The organism is Micromonospora sp. CP22, from assembly GCF_009712475.1.
GTDB lineage: Bacteria > Actinomycetota > Actinomycetes > Mycobacteriales > Micromonosporaceae > Micromonospora.
Window position 1 is genome coordinate 48,105 of the sequence record NZ_VCJO01000019.1, and the last position, 25,170, is coordinate 73,274.

The following is a 25,170-nucleotide window of genomic DNA, read 5'->3' on the forward strand; positions in this document are numbered from 1 at the left end:
ACGGTCACCACCGGCACGAGGTGCGCAGCGATCAACCTGCCGGGCTGATCGACTCCAGCTTCGGGAAGTACGTTCGACAGCGAGCCTCGTCGCGGGTGAGCAGACGGTACCCGCAGACAGCGGCATGCGCACCGATGTAGAAGGCGGCGATCGGCGACCTCTTGGCGTCGCCCTGCGCACGGCAACTCGCGTACGCCTTGCCCGCGAGGAAGCCGGCCGCATACGGAAGTTCCTCGCGCAGGAAGTCACCGGCCGGCAATGCCTCGTCGAGGTCCTCGATGCGGTCGAAACGCACCGACGCTTCGGCGTACACGATGGGGTTGATCACCAGGACAGTGCAGCCACCAGTGGATCAACCCCGCGCGGTGCGGGGCAGGGTGGGTTGTCAGCCGAGCGGGAAGCGATCTCGGGCAGTAGGTTGAATCGGGTGAGCGGACGGTTCCCGATCGAAGACGTCTCCCCCGTCGTCTCCTGCGGTCGCTACCCGGCCCGTGCGGTGGTCGGCGAGTTGGTGCCCGTGTCGGCGCGTGCCTATCGCGAGGGGCACGATGCGCTCGGCTGCAACGTGGTGTGGCTCGGCCCGGACGGGCTGGCCCGCTCGTTCACCCGGATGCGTCCGGGTGAGCCCGGCCAGGACCGGTGGCACGCCACCATCGTGCCGGACGCCGTCGGCGAGTGGAAGTTCACCGTGCAGGCGTTCAGCGACCCCTACCTGACCTGGCACGCCGCGGTCACCAAGAAGATCGCCGCCGGTCAGGGGGCGGCCGAGCTGGCCAACGACCTGGCCGAGGGCGTACGCGTGCTGACCGCCGCCGCCGACCTGGTGCCGAAGGCCGAGCGGGCCCGCCTCAAGAAGGCCGTGCAGGCCCTGGGTGACGCCGACCGGCCGTTGCCGAAGCGGGTGAACCCGGCGCTGGAACTGGCCGACCTGCTGTGGGAGCACCCGGTCCGGGAGTTGGTCACCACCGGCGAGGAGTACCGCATCTGGGTGGACCGGGAGCGGGCCCTGTTCTCCGCGTGGTATGAGTTCTTCCCCCGCTCGGAGGGGGCGATTCCGGCGACCGTCGACGCGCCGGCCCGGTCCGGCACCTTCGCCACCGCCGCCGAGCGGCTGCCGGGCGTCGCGGCGATGGGCTTCGACGTGCTCTACCTGCCGCCGATCCACCCGATCGGCCGGGTCAACCGCAAGGGTCCGAACAACAGCCTGGTGGCCGGGCCGGACGACGTGGGTTCGCCGTGGGCGATCGGCGCGGCCGAGGGCGGGCACGACGCCATCCACCCCGATCTGGGCACGCTGGAGGACTTCCGGGACTTCCTCGCCGCCGCCGCCGAGGTGGGCCTGGAGGTGGCGATGGACCTGGCGTTGCAGTGCGCGCCGGATCACCCGTGGGTGACCGAACACCCGGAGTGGTTCACCACCCGCGCCGACGGCAGCATCGCGTACGCGGAGAACCCGCCGAAGAAGTACCAGGACATCTACCCGCTCAACTTCGACAACGACCCGGAGGGCATCCGGGCCGAGGTGTTGCGGGTGGTGCTGCACTGGGTCGACGAGGGCGTGAAGATCTTCCGGGTGGACAACCCGCACACCAAGCCGGTCGACTTCTGGCACTGGCTGATCTGGGAGGTCAAGCGGGTCGACCCGGACGTGCTCTTCCTCGCCGAGGCGTTCGCCCGACCGGCGATGATGCACGGGCTGGCCAAGATCGGCTTCACCCAGTCGTACACGTACTTCACCTGGCGGACCTCGGCCGCCGAGATGCGTGAGTACTGCACGGAGCTGGTGGCGGCGGCCGACTACATGCGGCCGAACTTCTGGCCCAACACGCCGGACATCCTGCACGCCTCGTTGCAGCACGGCGGCCCGCCGATGTTCAAGATCCGTGCCGTGCTGGCCGCGCTGCTCTCCCCCTCCTGGGGCATCTACGCCGGTTACGAGCTGTTCGAGCACGTGGCGCGCCCCGGCGCGGAGGAGTACCTGGACAACGAGAAGTACGAGCTGCGCCCCCGGGACTGGGCCGGTGCCGAGGCGCACGGCCGGTCGCTGGCCCCGTTCATCGCCACCCTCAACCGGGTACGCCGCGACAACCCGGCCCTACACCGGCTGCGCAACCTGGTCTTCCACGACATCGACAACCCGGCCCTGCTGTGCTGGTCCAAACGTGACCCGGTGACCGGCAACACGGTGCTGGTGGTCTGCTCGTTCGATTCGCACACCGTGCAGTGGGGCAACACCACGCTGGACATGCCGGCGCTGGGGCTGGACTGGCACGACCGGTTCACCGTGCACGACGAGCTGACCGGGGTCAGCTACGACTGGGGGCAGCGCAACACCGTGCGTCTCGACCCGTACCTGCAACCGGCGCACGTGTTCACCCTGAGCCGGCCGACCGTCGCGGCTGCCGCGACCGGCCCGGCGGACGCGGCGTCGCCCGGCCAGACCGGCACCGAGCCGCCCACCCTGACCACCCAGGACGTACCGGCTGATCTGTCCGGCGGCACCGCGCCGACCGTTCCCGCCCAGAAGGACGACGCCCGATGGACCAGCTGATCTCCGGGGAGATCCACGACCCGCACGCCGTGCTCGGGGCACACCCGTCCGGCGGCCGTACGGTGATCCGCGCCCTGCGGCGGGGCGCGGACCAGGTGAGCGTGCTGGTCGGCGACGAGCGGCACCCGATGAAGCGGGTGCACGACGGCGGAATCTTCGAGGCCACCCTCCCCGGCGAGGTGCTCGACTACCGACTCGACGTCGACGGGGTACGCCAGGACGACCCGTACCGCTTCGCGCCGACCCTTGGTGAGCTGGACCTGCACCTGATCGGTGAGGGGCGGCACGAACGGCTGTGGGAGGCTCTCGGCGCCCGCGTCGTCGACGGTGGGGTGGCGTTCGCGGTGTGGGCGCCGAACGCCCGAGGCGTGCGCCTGGTCGGCGACCTCACCGGCTGGGCACCCGACGACGGCTGGCCGATGCGTTCACTCGGCTCGACCGGCGTGTGGGAGATCTTCGTCCCCGACGCCACCGGCGGCACCCGCTACAAGTACCGGGTGCTGGGCGCGGACGGGCGCTGGCGGGACAAGGCCGACCCCCTCGCCGCGTACGCGGAGGTGCCACCGGCCACCGCGTCGGTGGTGCACCGGTCGACGTACGAATGGTCGGACGCGGACTGGATGGGCGAGCGGTCGCGGCGGCAGCCGCACCAGGAGCCGATGAGCGTGTACGAGGTGCACCTGGGCTCGTGGCGGCCCGGCCTGGGATACCGGGAACTGGCCGAGCAGTTGGTCGCGTACGTGGTCGAGCTGGGCTTCACCCACGTGGAGTTCCTGCCGGTGATGGAGCACCCGTTCGGCGGCTCGTGGGGCTACCAGGTGACCGGCTACTACGCGCCGACGGCCCGGTTCGGCGACCCGGACGACTTCCGGTACCTGGTGGACCGGCTGCACGCCGCCGGGATCGGGGTGATCCTGGACTGGGTGCCGGCGCACTTCCCCAAGGACGAGTGGGCGCTGGCGCGCTTCGACGGCACCCCGCTCTACGAGCATCCCGACCCGCAGCGGGGCGAGCACCCCGACTGGGGCACCTACGTGTTCGACTTCGGCCGCCCGGAGGTCCGCAACTTCCTGGTCGCCAACGCGCTCTACTGGCTCGACGAGTTCCACGTCGACGGGCTGCGGGTGGACGCGGTCGCCTCGATGCTCTACCTGGACTACTCACGGCAGGACGGGCAGTGGACCCCGAACGTGCACGGTGGCCGGGAGAACCTGGAGGCCATCGCGTTCATGCAGGAGGTCAACGCGACGGTGTACAAACACCACGCCGGGGTGGTGATGATCGCCGAGGAGTCCACCGCCTGGCCGGGGGTGACCCGGGCGACCAGTGACGGCGGGCTCGGTTTCGGTTTCAAGTGGAACATGGGCTGGATGCACGACACCCTGCTCTACACCTCGAAGGACCCGATCTACCGGCAGCACCACCACCATCAGCTCACCTTCTCCCTGTCGTACGCCTGGAGCGAGAACTACGTGCTGCCGATCAGCCACGACGAGGTGGTGCACGGCAAGGGCTCCCTGGTCGGCAAGATGCCCGGCGACACGTGGCAACGGCTGGCCAACGTACGCGTGCTGCTGGCGTACATGTGGGCGCACCCGGGCAAGCAGTTGTTGTTCATGGGCTGCGAGCTGGCCGACGACCGGGAGTGGAGCGAGCAGCGCGGCCTCGACTGGTATCTGCTGCACGATCCGGCGCGGGCCGGTGTGCAACGCCTGGTGGGCGACCTGAACCGGGTCTACCGGGACACGCCGGCCCTGTGGGCGCAGGACACCTCCCCCACCGGTTTCCGTTGGCTCGCCGGTGACGACGTCACCAACAACGCCATCTCGTTCGTCCGGATCGCACCCGACGGGGCGACCCTGGTCTGCGTGGCCAACTTCTCCGCGCTGCCGCTGGAGGACTACCGGGTCGGCCTACCGGCCGCCGGTGCCTGGGCCGAGGTGCTCAACACCGACGCTCACCACTACGGCGGCTCCGGGGTCGGCAACCTGGGCTCGGTGCACGCCGAACACGTCCCCTGGCACGGCCAACCCGCCTCGGTGGCGCTGCGGGTGCCGCCGCTCGGCGCCCTCTGGCTCCGCCCCGCCTGATCTCGTACGCTCCGGCCCCCGCTGGCGGCCGTCGAGGCGCCCGGGTCCGCGGCTCAGACCAGGGCCCGGGTCCGCGGCTCAGACCAGGTTCGCGGCGCGCAGCAGGGTCCACAGACCGGCGCCGTCGGGGGCGGAGAGCCACTTCTGCCCCACCGGCCCCTCGTTCGAGTGGTCCTGCGGCACGGGCAGGCTACCGGCGAGCACCGACTGGGTGGGCGACAACCGGCGGATCGCCACCCCGGCGACGTTGTCCGGGTGGGCGACCGCGAACTCGCGGTAGATCTCCTGGTCGTGCTGACCGTCGTCGCCGACGAGCAGCCAGCGCACGTCGGGGAACTCCTTGGCCAGCCGGGCCAGGGTGGCCCGCTTGTGCTCCCGGCCGCTGCGGAACCAGCGGTCGTGCGTCGGCCCCCAGTCGGTCAGCAGCAGCGGACCGGCCGGGTAGAGGTGCCGGGACAGGAACCGGGTCAACGTCGGGGCGACGTTCCACGCGCCGGTGGACAGGTAGAACACCGGGGCACCGGGGTGGGCGGTGACCAGCCGTTCGTAGAGCACCGCCATGCCGGGCACCGCCGCACGGGCGTGTTCGTCGAGGACGAAGGTGTTCCACGCGGCGAGCAGTGGCCGGGGCAGCGCGGTCACCATGACCGTGTCGTCGATGTCGGAGAGGACCCCGAAGCGCACCTCCGGGTCGAGGATGCGTACCGGCGCCTCGACCGGCTCGACGTCGGGCATGCTCAGCCGCACCGAACCCCAGCCGGGCGGCAGGCCCGCCTCGACCACCGTGTCGATGAAACCGCTGCGGTCGGCCTGCGCCTCGTGGACCACCCCACCGGTCTCGATGGTCACGGTGACGTGCTTGGCCGGCAGGGTGGCGAAGCTGCGCCAGCCCCGGACCTTCTCCAGCCGGCCCCGCTGCCGGGTGTCCGGTCGCCCCAACAGCACCCGGCACATCACCCGCACCCAACCGGGCGCCCCGTAGCCGGTGTACGCGATGATGTTGGTCCGCCAACCGGTCCGCCGCAGCCGGCGTTCGACCAGGGCGTGCACGGCGTCCTCGATCCGCGCGGCCCGGTGCAGATTCGGTACGGCCAGCTGGCCGGCGGGAGTGGGTGACACGATGCAACCCTGCCACAGAGCTGCCACCTCGACCACGCGAGCTGAGCCGAACCACCACGCCCGACGTCACCGCCGTGACAGACTCCGGTCGGAACGGCGACGGGGGCGAGGTCGTGCCACGAGCGGCAGCGGGACCAGGGCGGCGGCGCGAGCGGTGGCGGCCACGGCTCGACCGGCCGGCGCTGGTCGCCCTGCTGTTCGGGATCGCCGGGGTCGGTTACCGGCTGGTGCTGGTGCTGACCACCGTGCCCGTCTCCAACAGCGACGAGGCGACCTTCGGGTTGGCCGCACTGCACATCGCCGACGGGCGCGAGCAGCCGATCTTCCTCTACGGCCAGCGGTACATGGGCACCCTGGAGTCGTACCTGGCCGCGCCGCTGCTCGCGGTGACCGGGCCGAGCTGGACGGCGCTGCGGTTGCCGGTGCTCGGGCTCTACGCGCTGTTCCTCTGGCTGATCCACCGGTTGACCCGGCGGATCGGCTCGCCGTGGTTCGCCACCCTGATCGTCGGACTGCTCGCACTCGGCTCCGAACGGGTCGTCCGGGACCAGGTGACCACCGTCGGCGGGCGGCCGGAGGTCAAGGTGGCGGTGCTGGCGATGCTGCTGCTCGTGGTGGCGCTGGCCCGGCACACGGTGGGTCGGCGAGGGCTGGCCGTGGGCGGTTTCGGGCTGCTCGCCGGGGTGGCGCTCTGGTCGGACTGGCTGATCGTGCCCTACCTGACGATGGCCGGGCTGGCGCTGCTGTGGACCCTGCGCCGGGAACTGCTCGGCCGGGCGGGTCTGCTGCTGCTCGTCGGCTTCGTCATCGGGCTCGCCCCGATGATCCGGGACAACCTGGTGGCCCCGCCGGGGCAGGACTCCCTGTCGGTGCTGCGGGGCATCAGCGGCGAGGACGGGCCGGTCCCGTCCTGGCCGCAGCGGCTCGGTGGCGGGTTGTTGGACGGCGTACCGCTGGCCGCCGGGCTCTGCCCGGTCACCGGCTGCGCCCGCTGGCAGGCGTGGTTCGGCCTGCTCTATCCGGTGCTGCTGGTGGTGGCGGCGACGCTCGCCGGGTTCGCGTACCGGCGGGCGCGCGGGCGGCCCGAGCGGGTCGGGCCGGTCGTGCACCTCGCCCTGCTCGGCGGCGCGGCGCTGACCCTGCTGGCGTACGTGCGCAGCCCGCTGGCCGCGACGGACCCGCTGGGCAACGCCCGCTACCTGTCGGTGCTGCAACTGTCGCTGCCGGCGGTGCTGTGGCCGCTCTGGGTGGCGGCGGTGGCCGCCCGGAGGGGCACGGTCGGCGTGGCGGGCCGGGTGGCCGGTGCCGCGTCCACCGCCGTGCTCGGTGCGCTGGCGGCCAGCGCGCTGGTGGTGACGGTGCTCTTCGCCACCTCCGGCACCACCGCCGGACGCGCCGAGGAACGACACGCCCGGCAGCTGGCCGACACGGTACGCGCGGCCGGGCTGCACGAGGTGTACGCGGAATACTGGACGTGTAACCGACTGGTGTTCAACACCGCCGAACAGGTGGTCTGCGGGGTGCTCGACGACGATCTGCGCCCCGGCCAGAACCGCTATCCGGCGTACTGGTGGCGGTTGGAGCGGGCCCAGCGGCCCGGGTACGTGCTGGCGGCCGACGCTCCGGCGGACCGGCGGCTGCGGGAGTTGCTCGGCGACCGGTCCGGTGCCGCGCTGCTCACCGAGATCGGCGGATTCCGGGTGTACCACCCGCCGGAGCCGCTGCGACCGTGGCGTTAGAGTCACCCATGCTCATCCTGCTGCCGCCCTCGGAGGGCAAGGCCGAAGCCGGCTCGGGCCGTCGACTGGATCTGGACCGACTCTCCCTGCCGGGCCTGAACCCGGTGCGGGAGGAGGTGCTGTCCGCCCTGCTCGCGCTCAGCGCCGGGCCGCCGGAGGCGGCGCTGGCCGCGCTCGGTCTCGGCCCCGGACAGGTCGGCGAGGTGCGGCGCAACGCCCGGCTGCGGCAGGCCGCCACCGCGCCCGCCGGCCGGATCTACACCGGGGTGCTCTACGAGGCCCTCGACCTGGCCAGCCTTCCGGCGGCGGCCCAACGGACGGCCGGACGGCAGGTGTTGGTCAGCTCCGGTCTGTGGGGCGCGGTACGGCTGACCGACCGGATCCCGCCGTACCGGTGTCCGATCGGGGCCCGGCTGCCCGGCATCGGTCCCCTGCCGGCGCTGTGGCGTCGGGAACTCGGCGCCGCGCTGACCGAGGCGGCCGGTCGGGGCCCGGTGCTGGACCTACGTTCCGGGGCGTACGCCGCCGTCTGGACGCCGCGCGGCGAGTTGGCCGAGCGCACCGTGACGGTGCGGGTGCTGCACGAGCGTGAGGTCGACGGGGTGCCGGTGCGCTCGGTGGTCAGCCACTTCAACAAGGCCACGAAGGGGCGGCTGGTCCGGGACCTGCTGCTCTCCGGTGCCCGACCGCGCACCGTCGACGCGTTGGTGACGACGTTGCGGGACCTGAAGTACACCGTCTGCGTGCAGAACACCGAGCCCGGCCGACCGCGTCAGGTCGACGTGATCGTTACGGCGCTGTAAGCAGACGCAAGATTTCCTCAAGGCTGGGCCGGATCGGTACCACCGGTCGGTGTCGCGGGTCACCGTAATAGGACCCGACGCGACGAGGAGGCCCTCCGGTGACTGCCGAACCGATCCTGCTCGACCGGTCACGTCCGTCGTCAGCCGGCGCCACGTCGTCGCTGCGGCCCCCGTCGGCACCGCCACCGTTGGACTGGACGACCCTGGCCGACGCGTTCGAGACGGCCTGCCTGCTGCGCTGCATGCCGCCCCCGGCGAGTCCCGGGAACCGACAGGCGGGCCAGCAGCCGGTCCGGCCTACGACGATCGAGTTCAACCGGGAGGAGGCGGCGCGGCGGACCCGACGGCTGCTCGACCGCCTCGACATCCCGGTCCGGCACGAGGTGGTCGTCGGCGGACTACGCCGTCGGTACGAACTGCACCGGCTGCACGTCGGGCGGGAGCACCGGCCGACGTACGCGGCGATGGTGGAGAACGGCTGGCGGCGCGGCCGACGGGAACTGCTCGGCGGACCGGTGCCGGGTGCCTCGACGGCACGGCGACTGTGGCGCACCCGACTGGCCGCCGCCGCCTGGCGGGCCGCGCTGCTGGCCGGTGGTCGGCATGTCCGGCGGCACATCCTCGGGGTGCGGATCACCGACCGGGAACTCGGCGCGGTGCTGGTGCGCGGGGCCGCCCTGCTCGACGTTCCGGCGCTGCTGCGCCCCAACGCCGGCTGCTTCCTGGTCAGTGTGGCCTACGGCCCCGACCGGGACCGGATCCTGCGGTATGCGGCGGAGGAGGCGATGCCGTACCCGGTGGCCTGACCGGCGGCCGACCACGGCCGTGCCACGCTCCGCCGTCGCCTGGGGTTGCGCCACAGGGGTCCGGCGGCGCACAGTGCTGCCCGTGAGCCGTACCCGGTTTCCCGCCCGAGCGCGGTGGCGCGGTGCCCGCGTGACGCTGGCGCTGACCCTGCTGCTGGCCCTGCCCGGCCTCGGCGGCTGCCGCGACGATCCGGGTGAACCGGTCGTCATCCGCATCGCCACCGGCAGCCCCACCGCCGTCTACCACGCCTTCGGCGTGTCACTGGCGGCCATCCTCAACCGGGAGTTACCCGACGTGCGGGCAGAGGTGCTGGTCACCGCGGCCTCCGCGGAGAACGTGCAACTGCTCCACACCGGGCAGGCCGAACTCGGCTTCACCCAGGCCGACGTGCTGCGCGCCGACCCGGGCCCGGACCCGCCGGTGGTCGCGGTGGCCCGGGTCTACGACGACCTGTTGCACCTGGTCACCACCGCCGACAGCCCGGTACGGACGCTGACCGACCTGCGCGGGCAGCGGGTATCCGTCGGCGCGCCCGGCTCCGGGACGAAGATCACGGTGGACCGGCTGCTCGACGTGGCCGGGCTGGGCGGCACCGCCGTGCGACAGGAGCAACTCGGGTTGGACGACTCGGTGGCCGCGCTGCGCGAGGGGCGGATCGACGCCTTCTTCTTCTCCGGCGGGCTGCCGGTACGCGCCGTCGCCCAGTTCGCCCAGGACACTCCCACCCGCATCGTCGACCTCGGCGAGTGGACCGTACGGCTACGCCGGGGCAACCCCGAGGTCTACGTGCCACGGGACATCCCCCACTCGGTGTACGGCGTCGACCCGGTCACCACCGTGGCCAACCCGAACTACCTGGTGGTGCGGGCCGACCTGCCGGAGTCGCTGGTACGCGAGGTGACCCGGCTGCTGATGGAACGCCGCTCCGAACTGGCCGCCGCGCACCCGGCGGCCGGTCGGATGAGTCCCCGCTCGGCCATCGCCACCTCACCGTTGCCGCTGCACCCCGGCGCCGTCGACTACTACCGCGCCAGCAAGCCCTGACCCCGCCCACGGCCCGGCCACTCGCGTGCCGCCACGACGAACCGCCGGTCAGCCGGTCGCCGACGCGGTCGAGCCGGTGGGCGTTGGCGGTTCCGCCTCGATGGACGTCGCCGGTTCGGTCGTCGGCTCCGGGGCGGCGGGCTCGGCCGGTCGCGGGAACCACAGCGTGGCGACCAGGCCGCGCGGCGAGTTCGGGTGCATGGCCAGCCGGCCGTCGGAGGCGTCGACCAGCACTGCGGCGATGGTCAGGCCCAGCCCGGCGCCGTCGACGTTCTGCACCTCCGGTGCCCGCCAGAACCGTTCGGTGGCGCGGCCGAGCTGACTGCGGGTCATCCCCGGGCCGGTGTCGCGTACCTCCAGGGTGGTGCCGCCGTCGCGGGCCGCGACGGTCACCGTCACCTCGCCGCCCTCGCCGCTGAACTTCACCGCGTTGTCGATCAGGGCATCCAGCGCCTGGTCGATGGCGGTCGGCACGGTACGGGCGTACACCGGCCCGGGGTCGGCCGCCAGCCGCAGCGTGACCGACCGGTGGCGGGCCAGCGGCTCCCAGGCCGCCACCCGGGAGACCGCCGTCGCCGTCGCGTCGACGGTGACCCGCTGGTTCTCCTGGCGTTCCGCGCGGGCCAGGGTGAGCAGGGCGTCGAGGAGCAGTGCCAGCCGGTCGGTCTCCTCCAACGCCAGCCGGTGCTCGATGCGGCCCTGCTCGTCGACGACGCTCGGCCCCAGCTCCTCCACCCGTAGCCGCAGCGCGGTCAACGGATTGCGCAGCTGGTGGCTGGCATGGGCGACGAACGCACGTTGCCGGTCCATCACGTCGGAGACGACGTCCGCCATGTGGTTGAAGCTCGTCGCCAGCCGACGCAGTTCCGGCGGCCCCTGCCGGTGCTGCACGCGGGCACCGCGATCACCCTCGGCGATCTCGTGGGTCACCGCGTCCAGCTCGGTGACCGGCCGCAGCACCCAGCCGGCCAGCCCGAACGCGGTGAGCACGCAGGCCACCACGGCGAGCAGGCCGAGCGCGGCGACCAGGGTCCACCAGGTGGCGACGGTACGCCGGACCGCGTCGGTCGGGGTGGCGGTGACCACCGCGCCGAGGACCTCGCCGCCGTCGTTGATCGGCACGGCCACCACGATCGGCCGGTTCACCCACGGCCAGACCGACTCGGGTCCGCTGGTCTGCTGGCCGGAGAGCGCCACGTCCAACGCCTCCCGGGTGCCCGGTGCCGCCCGCCAGCTCGCCGAGACCACCACCTCCCGCCGGTCCCGGTCCACCACCGCCGCGCCGATGCCGTACAACTCGTCGTAACTGCCCAGCTCGTGGTCGAGTGGGCCGGGCGTGCCGTCACGCAACGCCGGCCCGGCCAGGGAGGCGAAGCGGGTGGCGTCGGCGAGCCGGTCGGCGCGTACCCGGTCGGTCTCCCGGGTGGTCAGGGTGACCGCCAGCGGCGTACCCAGCGCCACCACCACCAGCACCATCAGCAGCAGATAGCTGATCACCAGCCGCCGTCGCACCCCGGGCTCCTCACTCGCCCCGGAGCCGGTAGCCGACGCCTCGGACGGTCTCCACCAGGCGCGGGTCACCGAGCTTGCCGCGCAGCGAACCGACGTGCACCTCGACGGTGTGGCGATCGGTGAAGGTGGTGCCCCAGGCGTCGAGCAGGATCCGGTCGCGGGGCACCGCGACGCCGGGTTGCCGGGCCAGGGAGAGCAGGACGTCGAACTCCTTGCGGGTCAGCGACACGGACCGACCGGCCACGGTGACGGTACGGGCCGCCACGTCGATGTACACCGGGCCGACTTCGATCAGGTTGCGCTCCGGCGCGGCCTGCGAGGCTCGGCGCAGCACCGCCTCGATGCGGGCCTGGAGTTCCACCATCGAGAAGGGCTTGACCACGTAGTCGTCCGCGCCGAGTCGCAGGCCGAGCACCCGGTCACGTTCCTCGCCACGGGCGGTCACCGCGATGATGCCGAGTTGGCTGCTGCGCCGCCGCAGCTGTCGGCACAGGTCGGTGCCGTCCCCGTCGGGCAGGGTGAGGTCGAGCAGCACCAGGTCACAGGGGGCGGCGGAGAGCGCGGCGGCGACGGTGGCCGCGTGTTCCACCTGGTAACCGCGTCGGGTCAGAGCCGACGACAGGGCGGCAGCCACCCGTCGGTCGTCCTCGACCAGCAGGATGCGCAACCCGGCCTCCCCCGTTCGGTCTGCAAACCCGCACCAGTGCGTTGCCCCGATGGTGGCAGACGAGCGGCCGGGTGGACAGGCCCGGGGGCCCCGGGTCGACTCGGGTTCTCAGAGCCCGAAGGTCTCCTCCGAGGTGCCGTCGCGTACCCCGTCGACGAATCCCTTGAATCCAGGGTCGTCGTGGCTGGCCGGCACGGTGGCGACGACTTCGCCGGTGGCCTCGGTGACCGCGTCGATCAACGGCTCGAAGTCGATCTCGGCGTCGGCGAGGGTGTCGTCGTCGGCCTCCGCCAGGTTGATCACGTGCTGCACGTCCTCGGACGGTGTGTCAGGGTCGGCGGCCCATTCGGCACCGGCGCGATAGCACTCGTCGTAGAGCGCGCGCTGGCTGTCGGTCCAGTCCTCGTGATAGCTCTCCATGCCCATCCCCTCGCCGGCGGCCTGCATTTCCGAGCATGCCCGCCCGGGCGGCGGACCGGGCCGGTACGGGGCAAAACCGGTGCGACGGCACGCGCCCGGGACGACAGGTCGTCCCGGGCGCGCGTCACGGCGGCGTCAGCGGCAGAGCCGGCCGACCTCCTCGGCGAACCGGTCCATCGGGTTGGCGTCGGCCGGGCCGAGCAGGTAGGTCTTCAACTCCCGGCGGGCCTCGGTCATCGGGTCGTCGCCCGCCCGGGTCAGCGCCACGATCTTCTCCAGCTCCCCGCAGTCGGCGGCCAACAGGTACGCCGCCCGCGAGGTCGGGTAGGAGCGCCGGAACTCGTCCTCGGGCAGCCCGGCGGGGTTGGCCACCACGTACGGCCGCTGGCTCTGCACGAAGTCGGACACCACGCTGGACACGTCGCTGATCAGCAGGTCGGTCTGGTTGAAGCAGTCGAACAGCGCGGGCACCCGCCCGGTGACGACCCGGTGCGCCGGCCCGTCCAGGTTGCTCGCGTCGACGTCGCCACCGGCGGAACGGATCATCGCCACGATCCGATCGTGCACCGCCTTGGCCTGCTTGGACCGGGTGCCGGTCAGCGGGTGCGGCTTGTAGACCAGGCGCACCGTCGGCCGGACCGCCAGCACCCCGGCCACGATCCGCTCACCCATCAACACCAGCGAGGTGTGGTACGGGTCGTCGTCGAGCCAGCCCTCCCAGGTGGGGGCGTAGAGCACCGTGAAGGGGCGCTCGACCGACTCCGAGCCGAAGGTGTGCACGCCGGCCAGCTGCGGACGGCCGATCTCCACGATGTCGGAGTCGAGCACCCCCACCCCGGCTCGGGCGTACCGCTCCCGACCGGCCAGCCCGGCGACCCACACCTCGTCGTAGACCTTGCTGTACGGGTTGACGCTGGCCGCCTTGTCGCTGTCGCCGTGACCGACGAAGACGTGCTTCATGCCGGGCTCGCGCAGCATGTGGATGTTCGGACCGACGTTCGCCGCGTACAGGGTCGCCCGGATGCTGCTCTTGTCGAGGTTCATGAAGTCCGGCGCGGCCGGTACGCAGACCACCGGCAGCCGGGTGTCGGCCAGTTCGCTGAACGCCTCCTTGCTGCGCATCAGCACCACCGCGGGCCGGCCGAGCGCCTCGATCGGCGCCAGCCACATGTTGGCCTGGTAGACGTCCTTGGCCGGACCGGCGAAGTACAGCGCCACCTCCGGGCGGTCGCGATCCAGCCAGCGTTGCACGGCGGGCAGCAGGGGGCTCTGCCCCATGCCCCGGCCACGCAGCCAGGTCACCGCGACCACGCCGCCGACCAGCGCGGCGAGCCCGACGGCGACCGCACCGGTCAGGTAGACCGGCGCCAGCTCGCCGGCCACGGCCGCGACGACAGCGCCCGGGATCAGCAGGGCGTTGACCCAGGGCAACCGGTCGCCGGCGACCCGGCTGGCCCACTGCGGCGGACGGGGCGCCGAGGACATCGGCCCCAGGTCGATGTTGCGCACCAGGGCCGACAGCGGGTTACGCCGGTCGATCATCCGGTTGAACGCGCCGGCGAAGACCGCGATCACCCACACGGCGGCGGGCAGCAGGAGCAGCAGCGTCAGCTCGCTGCCGGCCAGCGGCACCTCGGCGGCCAGCAGCAGCACGACCGACAGGTCCCGAGCCAGTTGGCGGTAGGCCCGGTTGATGCCGACCTTCTGGAGCAGGGTCATGGTGGCCGGCGACCACCGCTCGACCGCGAACTCGCCCAGGACCGCCGTCAGACCGGCGACTGCGAACAGGGCGACCCAGCCGAACCCGGCTGCGGCCAACAGGATGAGGTAGGACGCCACCAGCAGGGCGCCGCGCGCGGCGACCCCGACGCGTGCAGTCAACGTGCCGAACAACGAGAACGCTCCCTAAAGAGATCGATGACCGGCTGGATACGCCTCGACGGCCGCCAGCGTAGCTGCGACCTTAACGCGAATCGCCAGCGGGACAACGCTCGGGTATCCGGCATCTTCCCCCCAAACCACCGGCGGCCGATACGGGACGACCAGCCCGACCGGGTGGAAACCGCCCACCGGCCGGGTCCCCCGTCAGGCGCGGCGCAGGCAGGTGACGGCACCGGGCTGATCGGGTACGGGCGGCGGGCGCTCGGCGAACTCGGTGTAGCCCAACCGCTGGGCCGTCCGGCGGGCGAAGCGGTTTCCGCTGTAGACACAGATCGTTCCCACGTCCAGCCGCTCCAGCGCGCCGGCCACCTGCTCACGGGTCGGCCGTCCCTCGGCCGCGCCGCTGTTGGCGAACCGGGTCAGCAGCAGCCGGTCCTGGGCGAACTGCGATTCCAGGTCGTACTCCACCAGGTAGAAGTCGCGTGGCAGGACCACCCGCACCCGGGTGGTCACCATCGGCATCGCGCGCATGGTGGTCTCCGGGGCGAGCAGCAGGCCGTCCGGACGGTCCAGGGTGGTGATCCACTGCGCGATGCCGAGCCGCTGCTCCGGGATCTTCCAGGCGGGTTGGGTGTGCACCTGCACCCAGCTGCGTTCGGACCACATCGGGGTGGCGTACACGGCGAACGAGGTCACCATCGCCCCGGCCAGCAGCACGCCGACCAGTGCCCGCACAGAGCGCAGCCGGGTCGGCAACCAGACGGTGCACAGCAGCCCGATCAGCGCGGGCAGCGCGAGCAGCCACGGCACCCGCCACAGCACCACCGAGATACCGGTGACCGCACCGAGCCACTCCAGGACCCCGGGGAGCAACAGCACGCTGAGCGTGAGGCCGCCGCCGGCCGCGAGCAGCGCCGGGGTGCGGCGGCGGGCCAGCAACGGACCGCACCACAGCGCCAGGCCGCCGATCACACCGACGATGCCGATCTCGAACGTACGCCGGAAGGTCTGCTGGGCGGTCCAGACGTTGACGTCCGCCGCGGCCTCGCTGGCGGACCCGACGAACAGTTGGGCGACGGCGACCGCCCCGACCGGGTACGCGAGGGCCGCGACACCCGCCACCAGCGCGGCCTTCCAGCGCCCCACCAGCAGCATCATCAGGGCCGCCCCGCCGACGAGCATCGGCAGGATGATCGCGGCGGTAGTGGTCAGCCCGATCGCGGTGATCGACAGCGCGACGATCAGCACCAGGGCGCGCCGGGAGCGGTCGTCGAACCAGCGGGTCAGGTACAGCCACATCAGCGGGACGACCGCGGAGACGAACATTCCCTTGCCCTGGTAGAGCCGGGGCAGGTGGAAGGTGCCCAGGGCGGCGTCCGGCCCACAGACCAGGGCGAGGAAGGCCACGGCCACGGTGAAGGCGAGCACCGGACGGCGGGGGGCCCAGCGCTGCACCAACCGCCACAGCGCCAGCACGGCGAGCACCGCCATGATCGGCAGCAACACGTACCAGGTGGCCGAGGCCGCCGGCAGGGAGAGGAACCGGGCGAGCGCGCCGGCGAGCACCTCGATGCTGGCGACCGGGGGCTGCGAGGCCATCGGTGGGAGCACGTTCTCGCTGAACAGGAAGTCGTTCAGCGGCACGACGTCCCGCTCCGCGACCCACACCGACCGGCCCACGTAGTAGATGTCATCGGGGGTGTTGCGGGCCAGATAGAGCGAGGCGACCGCGGCCCCTCCGGCGATCAGCAGCGCGTACGCCGACTGCCACGCCCCGGGCGACGGCGCCGCCGGGGTGCTCGGCGGGGTGGCCCGCCACGTCCGCCAGGTGAGCAGCACCGCGCCCACGGCGGCCACCAGACCGGCGGAGGCCGGCAGCCACCAGGACAGACCCGCACCGGCCGGGGTGCCCGCCACCCCCGCGGTGATCGCCGCGCCGGTGCCGATCAGCAGGACCAGTGCCGTCAACCAGCGCTGGACCACCGGCATCCGGCCGGCGGGGGCCCTCGGGACGGTGTCGGCGGTCGCCTCCGGTGCGTCCGGGTCGCGCTGCACGGTGTCCGGGGTCGCGTCGGCATCGGTCGCCCGGTCGTTGTCGGAGCCCGCCGCCGGGACGGCCTGCGGCGTCGTGGCGACCGCCTCCGCCGTGCTGTCTACTCGGTGGTCCGCCTCGGCGGCAGCCGGACCGCCGTCGGAGGTGGTGACGGCGTCCGGTCGGGCGGAGGCGCTGACGGCGTCCGGTCGGGCGGCACGCCGACGGCGACGCCACCACAGGGCGAGCCGGACGGCCACCGCGAGCAGGGCCAGCGCCGGACCGGACACCAGCCAGACCCGCAGCGTCAGCGACGGCGCGAGGTCCAACGGCAACGCGACGTGGTAGAGCAGCGTCCAGAGCGCGAACGCGAGTACCGCGCCGTCGGTCAGCACGGCGGGAATCGCGGCGAAGCCGGTCCGGAACCGATTCGCCACCACTCGTGCCCGGCTGGGGCGGGCGGGGGTGGGGGCGGTGGCCTCGTCGGCCGTCGCCGGCTCGGCAGCGGCGACGGCGACGGTCTGGTCGGTCATCGACACGGGCGTCCTTGTCGTCGTACGGGCGGATGCGGCTGGACTGCGCGACGGCGGCACCGGCCCCGGCGCAGCCGCGAGCCCCGCGCAGGGCTCACGCGCGGCGCCCTGCGGCACGATCCACACCGAGAGTAGTAGTCGTCCCGAGGTCGCCGAGTCGAGCCGACGCGCGGGGCGGCGGCGGACCGAGACCGTCCCGATCAGCCCTACCCAGGGTGGCTGTCGTTCAACCGGGGCTGGGTGCGGGCCGCTGTCGGGGCACCGCGTCCTGGGCGCCGAGGCCCAGGGCCACCGATTCGACAAGCCGCTCCAGGTAGCCGTCGGTGACGGCGGTCCGGGCGATGGCGATCCGCCAGTACAGCGGCCCGACGATCAGGTCGACCGCCGCGTCCGGGTCGGTGTCGGCGGGAAGCTCACCACGGCGTACCGCCCGAGTGATCAACTCACCGGCGACCTCCTGCTGCCGGGCCCGCAGCACCCGCTGGAGGGTCTCGTCGATGCTCGGGTTGCGGGCCGCCTCGGCCAGCAGGTCGGGAATGATCTGCGCGGCCAGCGGGTGTCCCAACGCGTGCGTCACCACCTGGAACAGCAGGGACAGGTCACCCCGCAGGCTGCCGGTGTCCAGCGCGGGCAGTCGACCACCGGCGGCGGCGGCCACCACCTCCAGCACGAGGTCGAGCTTCGAGTTCCACCGACGGTAGATCGCGGTCTTGCTGACCCCGGCTCGGCGGGCCACCGCCTCGATGGAGAGTCGGCCGTACCCGACCGCGGCGAGTTCCTGCGTGAGCGCGCGACGGATGGCCGTGGTGATCTCACCACGGAGCACCGCCGCACCGGCTGGTGTGCGCCTTTTCTCGGCTGTCACCTGGGACTCTTCTCGACTGTCACGGGGGACAGCGTAGCGCAACGACGATACGGTTGCGTCCCGACGTAATCCGGACTACTGTCCAGCCAGCGACCGGGGGCGGCGCTCCCGCACTGGCCACGCTAGATTCTCTCGTCGCGACACATAACGCCGGCACGACAGATCGGAGCGCCCATCCCCATGGCCAACTTGCTGGCCGACCCCGACTCCGGCCTCACCCCAGCGCAGCTGGCTGCCCGTCACGGGCTGCGGGTGGCCGGCGAGCGGCCCTCGATCAGCCGCTACAGCGGCCAACTGTGGCGCTACCGGCACTTCATCTCCGCGTACGCCCACGCCAAGCTGACCGCGTCGTTCAGCAACGCCCGGCTCGGGCAGCTGTGGCAGGTACTCACCCCGCTGACCAACGCGGCGGTCTACTACCTGATCTTCGGTCTGGTGCTCGAACAGACCCGGGGCATGGACAACTTCATCGCCTACCTGACCACCGGGCTGTTCATCTTCAACTTCACACAGGTCAGCGTGCAGCAGGGCACCCAGGCGATCAGCGGCAACCTCGGGCTGATCCGCGCGCTGCACTTCCCCCGGGCCTGCCTGCCGCTGGCCATCACCGCCACCCAGTTCCAGCAACTGCTCGGCGCGCTCGTGGTGCTGCTGGCCATCGTCGTCGCCACCGGTGAGCCGATCACCCTGACCTGGCTGCTGCTGGTGCCGGCGGTACTGCTTCAGACGATCTTCAACGCCGGGTTGACGATGATGGTCGCCCGACTCGGCGCGAAGGCCACCGACCTGAAGCAGGTGATGCCGTTCGTGCTGCGCGCCTGGATGTACGGCTCCGGGGTGCTCTACAGCGTCAACCTGTTCGCCGAGAACCTACCGGGCTGGGCGACCGCCGTGGTGCAGTACAACCCGATGCTGGTCTACATCGAGCTGGCCCGCAGCTCTCTGCTGGAAGACCCCCACCTGCTCAACGACTCGATGCCGCTGACCTGGCTGGTCGCGCTCGGTTGGGCGGCCGTCGCGGGACTCGGCGGCTATCTCTACTTCTGGCGCGGCGAACAGGAGTACGGCCGTGGTTGACATGGAAATGTCCAATGATGTGACGGTGACCCTCCCCCGGATCCAGGAGCGGATCCCCACCGTGGTGGTAGACGACGCGCACGTCGTCTACCGGGTGCACAAGGGCGCCGCCGGCAACAACAGCCCGGTGGCCGCCCTCAAGCGGATGGTCACCCGCACCGCCGCGCCGAACGTACGCGTGGTGCACGCGGTCCGGGGGGTCACCTTCACCGCGTACCGGGGCGAGGCCATCGGGCTGATCGGCACCAACGGCTCCGGCAAGTCGACCCTGCTACGGGCGATCGCCGGCCTGCTGCCGGTGGAGCGGGGCGCGGTCTACACCCAGGGGCAGCCCTCGCTGCTGGGGGTGAACGCCGCCCTGCTCAACGACCTGCCGGGGGAACGCAACGTCACCCTCGGCTGCCTGGCCATGGGCATGTCACCGGACGAGGTCCGGCGCAAGCTGCCGGAGATCATCGAGTTCTCCGGCATCAACCAGCGGGGTGACTTCGCGTCGCTGCCGATGCGTACCTACTCCTCCGGCATGTCCGCCCGGTTGCGCTTCTCCATCGCCGCGGCGAAGCAGCACGACGTGCTGCTGATCGACGAGGCTCTCGCCACCGGGGACAAGGCGTTCCGCAAGCGCAGCGAACGGCGGGTACGGGAGTTGCGGGAGAGCGCGGGCACCGTGTTCCTGGTCAGCCACCAGCTCTCCTCCGTACGCGACACCTGCGAGCGGACCATCTGGTTGGAGTCCGGCGAAATCCGGATGGACGGCCCGACTCCCGAGGTATTGGCGGCTTACGAGGCATTTACGAACGGCAAGTAGAGTTGGGCGAACGTGCGGCGTCGTGGGCCGCGTTGTCCCGTTGGGGCGGCGCGGCCCGCGCGTTATGGTTCACTGCGTCGCCGTGTCGGCGGAACCTTCCGTTCACGTATCCAGCACAGTCATGCACCCCCGAGAGCGAGGACCCGCAATGACGCAGGACCAGACCACCGAGCCGGGCACCACGCCGCAGGAGCGAGCGCCGTGGCGACCCTCACGGACGGTGGCGGTGGTGCTGGCCGGTGGCACCGGCACCCGGTTGGGCCTGGGCATCCCCAAGCAGCTACTCAAGATCGCCGGCAAGCCGATCATCGAGCACACGCTGGCCGTCTTCGAGGCCGCGCCCGAGATCGACGAGATCATCGTGCTGATGGCGACCGGGCATGTCACCGAGGCGCAGAAGATCGTGGACAAGGCCGGCTTCCGCAAGGTCACCAAGGTGATCGAAGGCGGCGACACCCGCAACGCCACCACCCGCATCGCCCTGGACGCGGTCGGTGAGGGCGACTGCAACATCCTCTTCCACGACGCGGTACGCCCGCTGCTCAGCGGGCGCATCGTCCGCGAGTGCGTGAACGCCCTGTGGACCTACTCCGCCGTCGACGTGGCCATCCCGTCCGCCGACACGATCATCAAGGTCGACGAGAACGACTGCATCACCGACATCCCCGTACGGTCAACGCTGCGCCGGGGGCAGACCCCACAGGCGTTCCGCTCCGGCACCATCCGCGAGGCGTACCGCCGGGCCGAGGGTGACCCCGACTTCGCCGCCACCGACGACTGCGGTGTGGTGCTGCGCTACCTCCCCGAGACCCCGATCAAGGTGATCGACGGTTCCGACGAGAACATCAAGGTCACCCACCCGGTCGACGTGCACCTGGCCGACAAGCTGTTCCAGCTCGCCGCCGCGAAGGTGCCCCGGCTGACCGACCACCGCGCCTACAGCGAGGAGGTCTCCGGCCGTACGATCGTCGTCTTCGGCGGCAGCTACGGCATCGGCCACGACCTGACGGAACTGGCCCGCAGCTACGGTGCCCAGGTCTTCCCGTTCAGCCGCTCCACCACCGGCACCCACGTGGAACGTCCGGAGGACGTCGAGGCCGCGTTGCGGACCGCCTTCGAGGCCACCGGCCGCATCGACCACGTCGTGGTCACCGCCGGGATCCTGGAGAAGGGCGCGCTGGCCGAGATGGACCAGGAGACCATCGACCGAGTGCTCCAGGTCAACTTCGTCGGCCCGGTGACCGTCGCCCGGCAGGCGCTGCCCTACCTCCAGCAGACCAAGGGCCAGCTGCTGCTGTACACCTCCAGCTCGTACACCCGCGGACGCGCCGACTACGCGCTCTACTCGGCCACCAAGGCCGCCCTGGTCAACCTCACCCAGGCGCTGGCGGACGAGTGGGCGGAGTTCGGCGTACGCGTCAACGTCATCAACCCGGAACGGACCGCCACGCCGATGCGGACGAAGGCGTTCGGCGCGGAGCCCGAGCACACGCTGCTCGCCGCCGAGACCGTCGCCCAGTCGTCGCTGGACGTCCTGATCTCGGATCTCACCGGTCAGGTGATCGACGTCCGACGGCCGCCGGGGGAGGCGCCGGTCGCCGTCGCCGTACCCACCCAGACCGACAGGTCTGCCAGCGCCGCTCCCGTCGGCTGACCTGTCCAACCCACACGACCGCGAAAGCGACACCGAGATGCGTGGTGAGCTGGTCCAGAAGTTGATCGCACGGGGCCTGGCCACCGGAGGTGCGGTCCTGGCGTTCCTGGTGGTCGCCCTCACCGGCGCGACCTCCTGGGGGCTCTGCCTGGCCTTGGCGGCCCTCGCCGCCACCGTCTGGGAGCGCCGGGTGCGACCCGGCGCCGACAGCATCGCGGAGACCACGCTGATCGCGGCCGGGGTACTGGTCGGCTACGCCCGGCAGCTCGACACCGGCTTCAACCCGACCCTGACCGTGACCGCTGCGGTACTGCTCGGCCTGGTCCTGGTCGCCGGTCCGCTACGCCAGGCCGGAGACCTGGAGATCCGCACCGCCAACCTGCCGGTACGCGCCTGGGTGCCGCAGATCACGACGGTTCTCGGGGACGCCGTGGCCGCCCTGCTCGCCCTGCTGGCCCTGGCCGCCCTGGCGGGCCTGCCGGCGGCCCTGGCCCTGGCGGCGACGCTGCTGGTCGGCGTGGCCGCCGGGGCGGCGGCGCTGGAGCTGGCCCGGCGACGGTTCCGGCCCTCCCCGACCGGATCGGCGGTGAGCCGGGCGCTGCGTCGGCACCGACCCGAGTTCGTCCTGCACTTCTCCGCCCCACCCGGCTCCGAGTACCAGGTCACCATGTGGCTGCCGTACCTGGAGCGGATCGGCCGGCCGTTCGTGGTGATGGTGCGGGAGCCGGGATTCCTGGCTCCCATCGCCGCGGCCACCTCCGCCCCGGTGGTGTACTGCGCCACCACGCGGAGCATGGACGAGGTGCTGGTGCCGAGCCTGCGGGTGGCGTTCTACGTCAACCACGGCGCGAAGAACAGCCACTGCATCAGGTTCACGCAGCTCACCCACGTGCAGTTGCATCACGGCGACAGTGACAAGGCGCCCAGCGCCAACCCGGTCTCGGCGATCTTCGACCGGATCTTCGTCGCCGGTGAGGCGGCCATCGAGCGGTACGCCCGAGCCGGCATCCACATCCCCGCCGAGAAGTTCGTGGTGGTCGGCCGTCCCCAGGTCGAGGCGATCGAGGTGCACACCCGGCCGAAGTCGGGGCTGGCGAACCCGACGGTGCTCTACACCCCCACCTGGACCGGGCACAACGCCGACGCCGACTACTGCTCGCTGCCCGTGGCGGAGACGCTGCTGCGGCGCCTGCTGGACCGGGGAGCCACGGTCATCCTGCGCGCCCACCCCTACACGGCGCAGAACCCGGCCTCGGCCCGGCAACTGGCCCGGCTGCACGACCTGCTCGCCGCCGACCGGACCCGCACCGGCCGGGAGCACCTCTACGGCGCGTCGGCGAGCCGGCTCACCCTCACCGACTCGGTCAACCGCGCGGACGCGCTGGTCTCCGACGTCTCCGGGGTGGTCTCCGACTGGCTCTACTCCGGCAAGCCGTACGCGGTGACGAACATGGACGCCGACGGGGACCGGTTCGAGCAACGCTTCCCGCTGGCCGCCGCCGGCTACGTGCTACGCCGGGACATGACCAACCTGGACGACGTGCTGACCCGGCTGCTCGACACCGATCCGCTCGCCGAGGCCCGCTGGGCCACCCGCCGCCGTTACCTGGGTGACTTCCCCGCCGAGTCGTACGCCGAGGTGTTCCTGGCCGCCGCCCGACGCGAACTGGATCCGGCCTGGAACGCGCCGACACCACGCGCCGCAGCCGAGGCACCCCTGTCCCGGACCACCTGAGGTCGTCGGGTCGCACCGTCAGCGTGCGGTGGTCAGGGCTATGGTCACCCCTCGCACGCGTGCCGACCGTCGATGCACAGGTGATCGTCCCACCCAACGCCCACGCCCACGCCCACGCCCACGCCCAACGAGATCATGGACAGTTGCCGTTCGTGACGAACGGCAACTGTCCATGATCTGGGGCTTGCGGGCGCGGCGGGCGGACCGGACGCGGGACCAGCGGCCCGGCAGCCCGGCGCTCCGGGTGGCCCGGCGGCCCGGCTACCCCGCGAACTCGGCGGCCGTGCGCCTGCCGCACCGACCAGGAAGCCCCCGACCTGTCGGCCGAGGGCTTTCCGGGGCTAGGGCCAGGCGCGGTCAGGCCGAGTAGCCACGGGTGGCGGCCCAGTTGGCGAGGTCGATGGTGCTGAGCCAGTACGACGGGTACGAGGCGTCGGCCGAGTCGGCGATCTTCACCAGGCGACCGGAGTCCTTGTAGCCGACCACGGCGACGTAGTGGCCGCCGGGGAAGGAGTGCCAGCGGCCGTCGGTGTCGGTGGCGGTACCGGCGACGTTCACCACGACGCCCCGACCGTCGGTGACGGCGGCGACGACATCCGCCTGGAGCTGGTCCATCTGGGCCGGGGTGGCCGCACCGCCACGGATCATCGTGGTCTTGTACGGCTTGCCCTTGACGATGGCGTTGAGGACGCGGGTGGTGTCCTCGGCCGAGTTGGTGCCCGCGAACGTGGTGCCGAGCTGGCTGGCCAGGGCGTCCTGGGTGCGGGCGATACCGGCCGCGCTGAGCGCGTTGCGTACGGCGGCGGGGCCGCAGTAGTAGCCGTTGATCTGGGCCTGGTGGTCGTACGCGAGGATTTTGGTCGCCGGTGGCTTCGGCGCCGTCTTCTTGACGGTCAGGTCCGGATCCGGGGTGGCCGAGCGGGGTTTCGGCGACGGCGACGGGGAGGGCGCCGCGCTGGCCGGTGCGGCACTGCTGGGTGCCGCGCTGCTCGCTGCGGCGGGAGACGGCGCGGCCTCGGCCCGCTGCTCCCGGCTCGGCGCCACCGTGGCGTCATCGTGCGGGTCGGCGGCGGTCGCGGCCTGCGTGGGGGCGGGGGTGGTCCCGGTACCGGCCAGGGCAGCGCCGGTGCCGGTGGCCAGGACGAGTGCGACGGCAGAGCCGGCGACGATCTGGTACGGACGTTCGGTGACCAGCCGGCGGAGCCGACGGGAAAGGGTGTGCTTCACGGATTCCTCCACGGGCTGAGGGGAGAACGGCACACCGGCTCTGGCGGCCGGGTCGGCGTGGGCACGCCGACGGCCGCCCGGGGTGAGCGGGACAGGCCGTTCAGGGGTACGCCCGGAAACCGGGCGGCGGCGACCGGAGGTCAGCTCGCAGTGATCGGGCTGGCGAGCGCGGGCACCGCGGTGCCGTGGAGGCGGGAGAACAGGGGGATCACATTAAACCGCACGAGGGTTGGAACTCCTTCCATCACCGCCTACCGGGTTAGCTGACGGATTCGGGCGGGAAGACGCCCTACCGCGGGCCGAGGCTCGCGGATTCACCCCAGTGGTGCAGTGGGTCCCCGGTTCGTGAGTTCACGATTGAGCGGGTCGGTACGGCGTCGCCACCTGCGATCGGTTACCGCACCGGACGCGCTGACACTACTGGTCGCACGACTCGCAGCCAACCGGGCCTGACCTGCTTAAACATGATCCAGTGGAGCAATTTCCGGGTATCGGGGAACTGGCGTCGCTCAATAGGACCGACAGCATTTCCGGTACCTTCGGGCGGGAACCGGACGGGTCGTCAACAATGCCGACAGGTTTTGTTGCAGCAATCGACTCGACTAC

Annotated in this window: 19 protein-coding genes and 1 riboswitch; of the genes, 10 read left to right on the top strand and 9 right to left on the bottom strand. The window is 72.0% G+C overall.

The window, feature by feature from the left end:
* Positions 1-31: 31 nt before the first annotated feature.
* Positions 32-328: a type II toxin-antitoxin system VapC family toxin gene (locus tag FF096_RS22705; protein ID WP_230462864.1), complete on the bottom strand. Its 297-nt coding sequence runs from the start codon at positions 326-328 to the stop codon at positions 32-34.
* Between the two features lie 99 nt (positions 329-427).
* On the opposite strand from FF096_RS22705, the gene FF096_RS22710 reads away from it, so the two are divergent.
* Entirely contained in the window at positions 428-2,551 is a 2,124-nt protein-coding gene (locus FF096_RS22710) for an alpha-1,4-glucan--maltose-1-phosphate maltosyltransferase (RefSeq protein ID WP_309223785.1), read from the top strand.
* Positions 2,539-4,641, top strand: coding sequence for a 1,4-alpha-glucan branching protein GlgB (glgB, locus tag FF096_RS22715; protein WP_155221591.1), 2,103 nt, complete (start codon positions 2,539-2,541; stop codon positions 4,639-4,641). The genes FF096_RS22710 and glgB overlap by 13 nt, the downstream gene beginning before the upstream one ends.
* A 78-nt stretch (positions 4,642-4,719) precedes the next feature.
* Here the strand turns inward: glgB and FF096_RS22720 are convergent, their stop codons facing one another.
* The gene (locus FF096_RS22720) at positions 4,720-5,760 is read right to left on the bottom strand and encodes a phosphatase domain-containing protein (protein WP_309223786.1); all 1,041 of its coding nucleotides are present in this window, start codon (positions 5,758-5,760) and stop codon (positions 4,720-4,722) included.
* A gap of 74 nt (positions 5,761-5,834) precedes the next feature.
* Between FF096_RS22720 and FF096_RS22725 the strand changes: the two genes are divergently transcribed.
* The 4 genes from FF096_RS22725 (at position 5,835) to FF096_RS22740 (ending at position 10,153) form a co-directional block, all read left to right on the top strand.
* Positions 5,835-7,499 (top strand): hypothetical protein, encoded by a 1,665-nt coding sequence (locus FF096_RS22725; RefSeq protein ID WP_375335375.1) that lies wholly within the window; start codon positions 5,835-5,837, stop codon positions 7,497-7,499.
* 8 nt (positions 7,500-7,507) lie between these two features.
* Positions 7,508-8,302 carry a peroxide stress protein YaaA gene (gene yaaA / locus FF096_RS22730; RefSeq protein ID WP_155221592.1) on the top strand — a complete coding sequence of 265 codons (795 nt, stop codon included), beginning with the start codon at positions 7,508-7,510 and terminating at the stop codon, positions 8,300-8,302.
* A 98-nt stretch (positions 8,303-8,400) separates the two neighbouring features.
* Entirely contained in the window at positions 8,401-9,108 is a 708-nt protein-coding gene (locus FF096_RS22735) for a hypothetical protein (protein ID WP_375335376.1), read from the top strand.
* 82 nt (positions 9,109-9,190) lie between these two features.
* Entirely contained in the window at positions 9,191-10,153 is a 963-nt protein-coding gene (locus tag FF096_RS22740) for a TAXI family TRAP transporter solute-binding subunit (protein WP_309223787.1), read from the top strand.
* A gap of 48 nt (positions 10,154-10,201) precedes the next feature.
* Here the strand turns inward: FF096_RS22740 and FF096_RS22745 are convergent, their stop codons facing one another.
* The 6 genes from FF096_RS22745 to FF096_RS22770 form a co-directional block, all read right to left on the bottom strand.
* On the bottom strand, positions 10,202-11,665 hold the full coding sequence (locus FF096_RS22745; protein ID WP_309223788.1) for a HAMP domain-containing sensor histidine kinase: 1,464 nt from the start codon (positions 11,663-11,665) through the stop codon (positions 10,202-10,204).
* 10 nt (positions 11,666-11,675) lie between these two features.
* Complete coding sequence (locus FF096_RS22750) at positions 11,676-12,332, bottom strand: response regulator transcription factor (protein ID WP_155221594.1); 657 nt, start codon at positions 12,330-12,332, stop codon at positions 11,676-11,678.
* A 108-nt stretch (positions 12,333-12,440) separates the two neighbouring features.
* Positions 12,441-12,752, bottom strand: coding sequence for a hypothetical protein (locus tag FF096_RS22755; RefSeq protein WP_155221595.1), 312 nt, complete (start codon positions 12,750-12,752; stop codon positions 12,441-12,443).
* Between the two features lie 135 nt (positions 12,753-12,887).
* Positions 12,888-14,645 carry a CDP-glycerol glycerophosphotransferase family protein gene (locus FF096_RS22760; protein WP_155221596.1) on the bottom strand — a complete coding sequence of 586 codons (1,758 nt, stop codon included), beginning with the start codon at positions 14,643-14,645 and terminating at the stop codon, positions 12,888-12,890.
* Positions 14,646-14,837: 192 nt separating this feature from the next.
* Positions 14,838-17,198, bottom strand: coding sequence for a DUF6077 domain-containing protein (locus tag FF096_RS22765; protein ID WP_155221597.1), 2,361 nt, complete (start codon positions 17,196-17,198; stop codon positions 14,838-14,840).
* A gap of 226 nt (positions 17,199-17,424) precedes the next feature.
* The gene (locus tag FF096_RS22770; protein WP_309223791.1) at positions 17,425-18,024 is read right to left on the bottom strand and encodes a TetR/AcrR family transcriptional regulator; all 600 of its coding nucleotides are present in this window, start codon (positions 18,022-18,024) and stop codon (positions 17,425-17,427) included.
* A gap of 219 nt (positions 18,025-18,243) precedes the next feature.
* Here FF096_RS22770 and FF096_RS22775 point away from each other — a divergent pair, with 219 nt between their 5' ends.
* From FF096_RS22775 to FF096_RS22790, 4 genes are all read left to right on the top strand, one after another.
* Entirely contained in the window at positions 18,244-19,140 is an 897-nt protein-coding gene (locus FF096_RS22775; RefSeq protein ID WP_155221599.1) for an ABC transporter permease, read from the top strand.
* A 1-nt stretch (position 19,141) separates the two neighbouring features.
* On the top strand, positions 19,142-19,948 hold the full coding sequence (locus FF096_RS22780) for an ABC transporter ATP-binding protein (RefSeq protein ID WP_155221616.1): 807 nt from the start codon (positions 19,142-19,144) through the stop codon (positions 19,946-19,948).
* Between the two features lie 148 nt (positions 19,949-20,096).
* Positions 20,097-21,602 carry a bifunctional cytidylyltransferase/SDR family oxidoreductase gene (locus FF096_RS22785; protein WP_155221600.1) on the top strand — a complete coding sequence of 502 codons (1,506 nt, stop codon included), beginning with the start codon at positions 20,097-20,099 and terminating at the stop codon, positions 21,600-21,602.
* A gap of 37 nt (positions 21,603-21,639) precedes the next feature.
* Positions 21,640-23,337 (top strand): CDP-glycerol glycerophosphotransferase family protein, encoded by a 1,698-nt coding sequence (locus FF096_RS22790; protein WP_155221601.1) that lies wholly within the window; start codon positions 21,640-21,642, stop codon positions 23,335-23,337.
* A gap of 357 nt (positions 23,338-23,694) precedes the next feature.
* On the opposite strand, the gene FF096_RS22795 is transcribed toward FF096_RS22790, so the two are convergent.
* Positions 23,695-24,576: a C39 family peptidase gene (locus tag FF096_RS22795; RefSeq protein WP_309223789.1), complete on the bottom strand. Its 882-nt coding sequence runs from the start codon at positions 24,574-24,576 to the stop codon at positions 23,695-23,697.
* Positions 24,577-24,797: 221 nt separating this feature from the next.
* Positions 24,798-24,938: riboswitch (cyclic di-AMP (ydaO/yuaA leader) on the bottom strand.
* Positions 24,939-25,170 lie beyond the last annotated feature (232 nt).

Coding starts and splice junctions, on each gene's coding strand:
- glgB (WP_155221591.1), top strand. CDS start 2,539: ATGGACCAGCTGATCTCCGGGGAGATCCACGACCCGCACGCCGTGCTC.
- FF096_RS22780 (WP_155221616.1), top strand. CDS start 19,142: ATGGAAATGTCCAATGATGTGACGGTGACCCTCCCCCGGATCCAGGAG.
- yaaA (WP_155221592.1), top strand. CDS start 7,508: ATGCTCATCCTGCTGCCGCCCTCGGAGGGCAAGGCCGAAGCCGGCTCG.
- FF096_RS22790 (WP_155221601.1), top strand. CDS start 21,640: ATGCGTGGTGAGCTGGTCCAGAAGTTGATCGCACGGGGCCTGGCCACC.
- FF096_RS22775 (WP_155221599.1), top strand. CDS start 18,244: ATGGCCAACTTGCTGGCCGACCCCGACTCCGGCCTCACCCCAGCGCAG.
- FF096_RS22785 (WP_155221600.1), top strand. CDS start 20,097: ATGACGCAGGACCAGACCACCGAGCCGGGCACCACGCCGCAGGAGCGA.
- FF096_RS22755 (WP_155221595.1), bottom strand. CDS start 12,752: ATGGAGAGCTATCACGAGGACTGGACCGACAGCCAGCGCGCGCTCTAC.
- FF096_RS22765 (WP_155221597.1), bottom strand. CDS start 17,198: ATGACCGACCAGACCGTCGCCGTCGCCGCTGCCGAGCCGGCGACGGCC.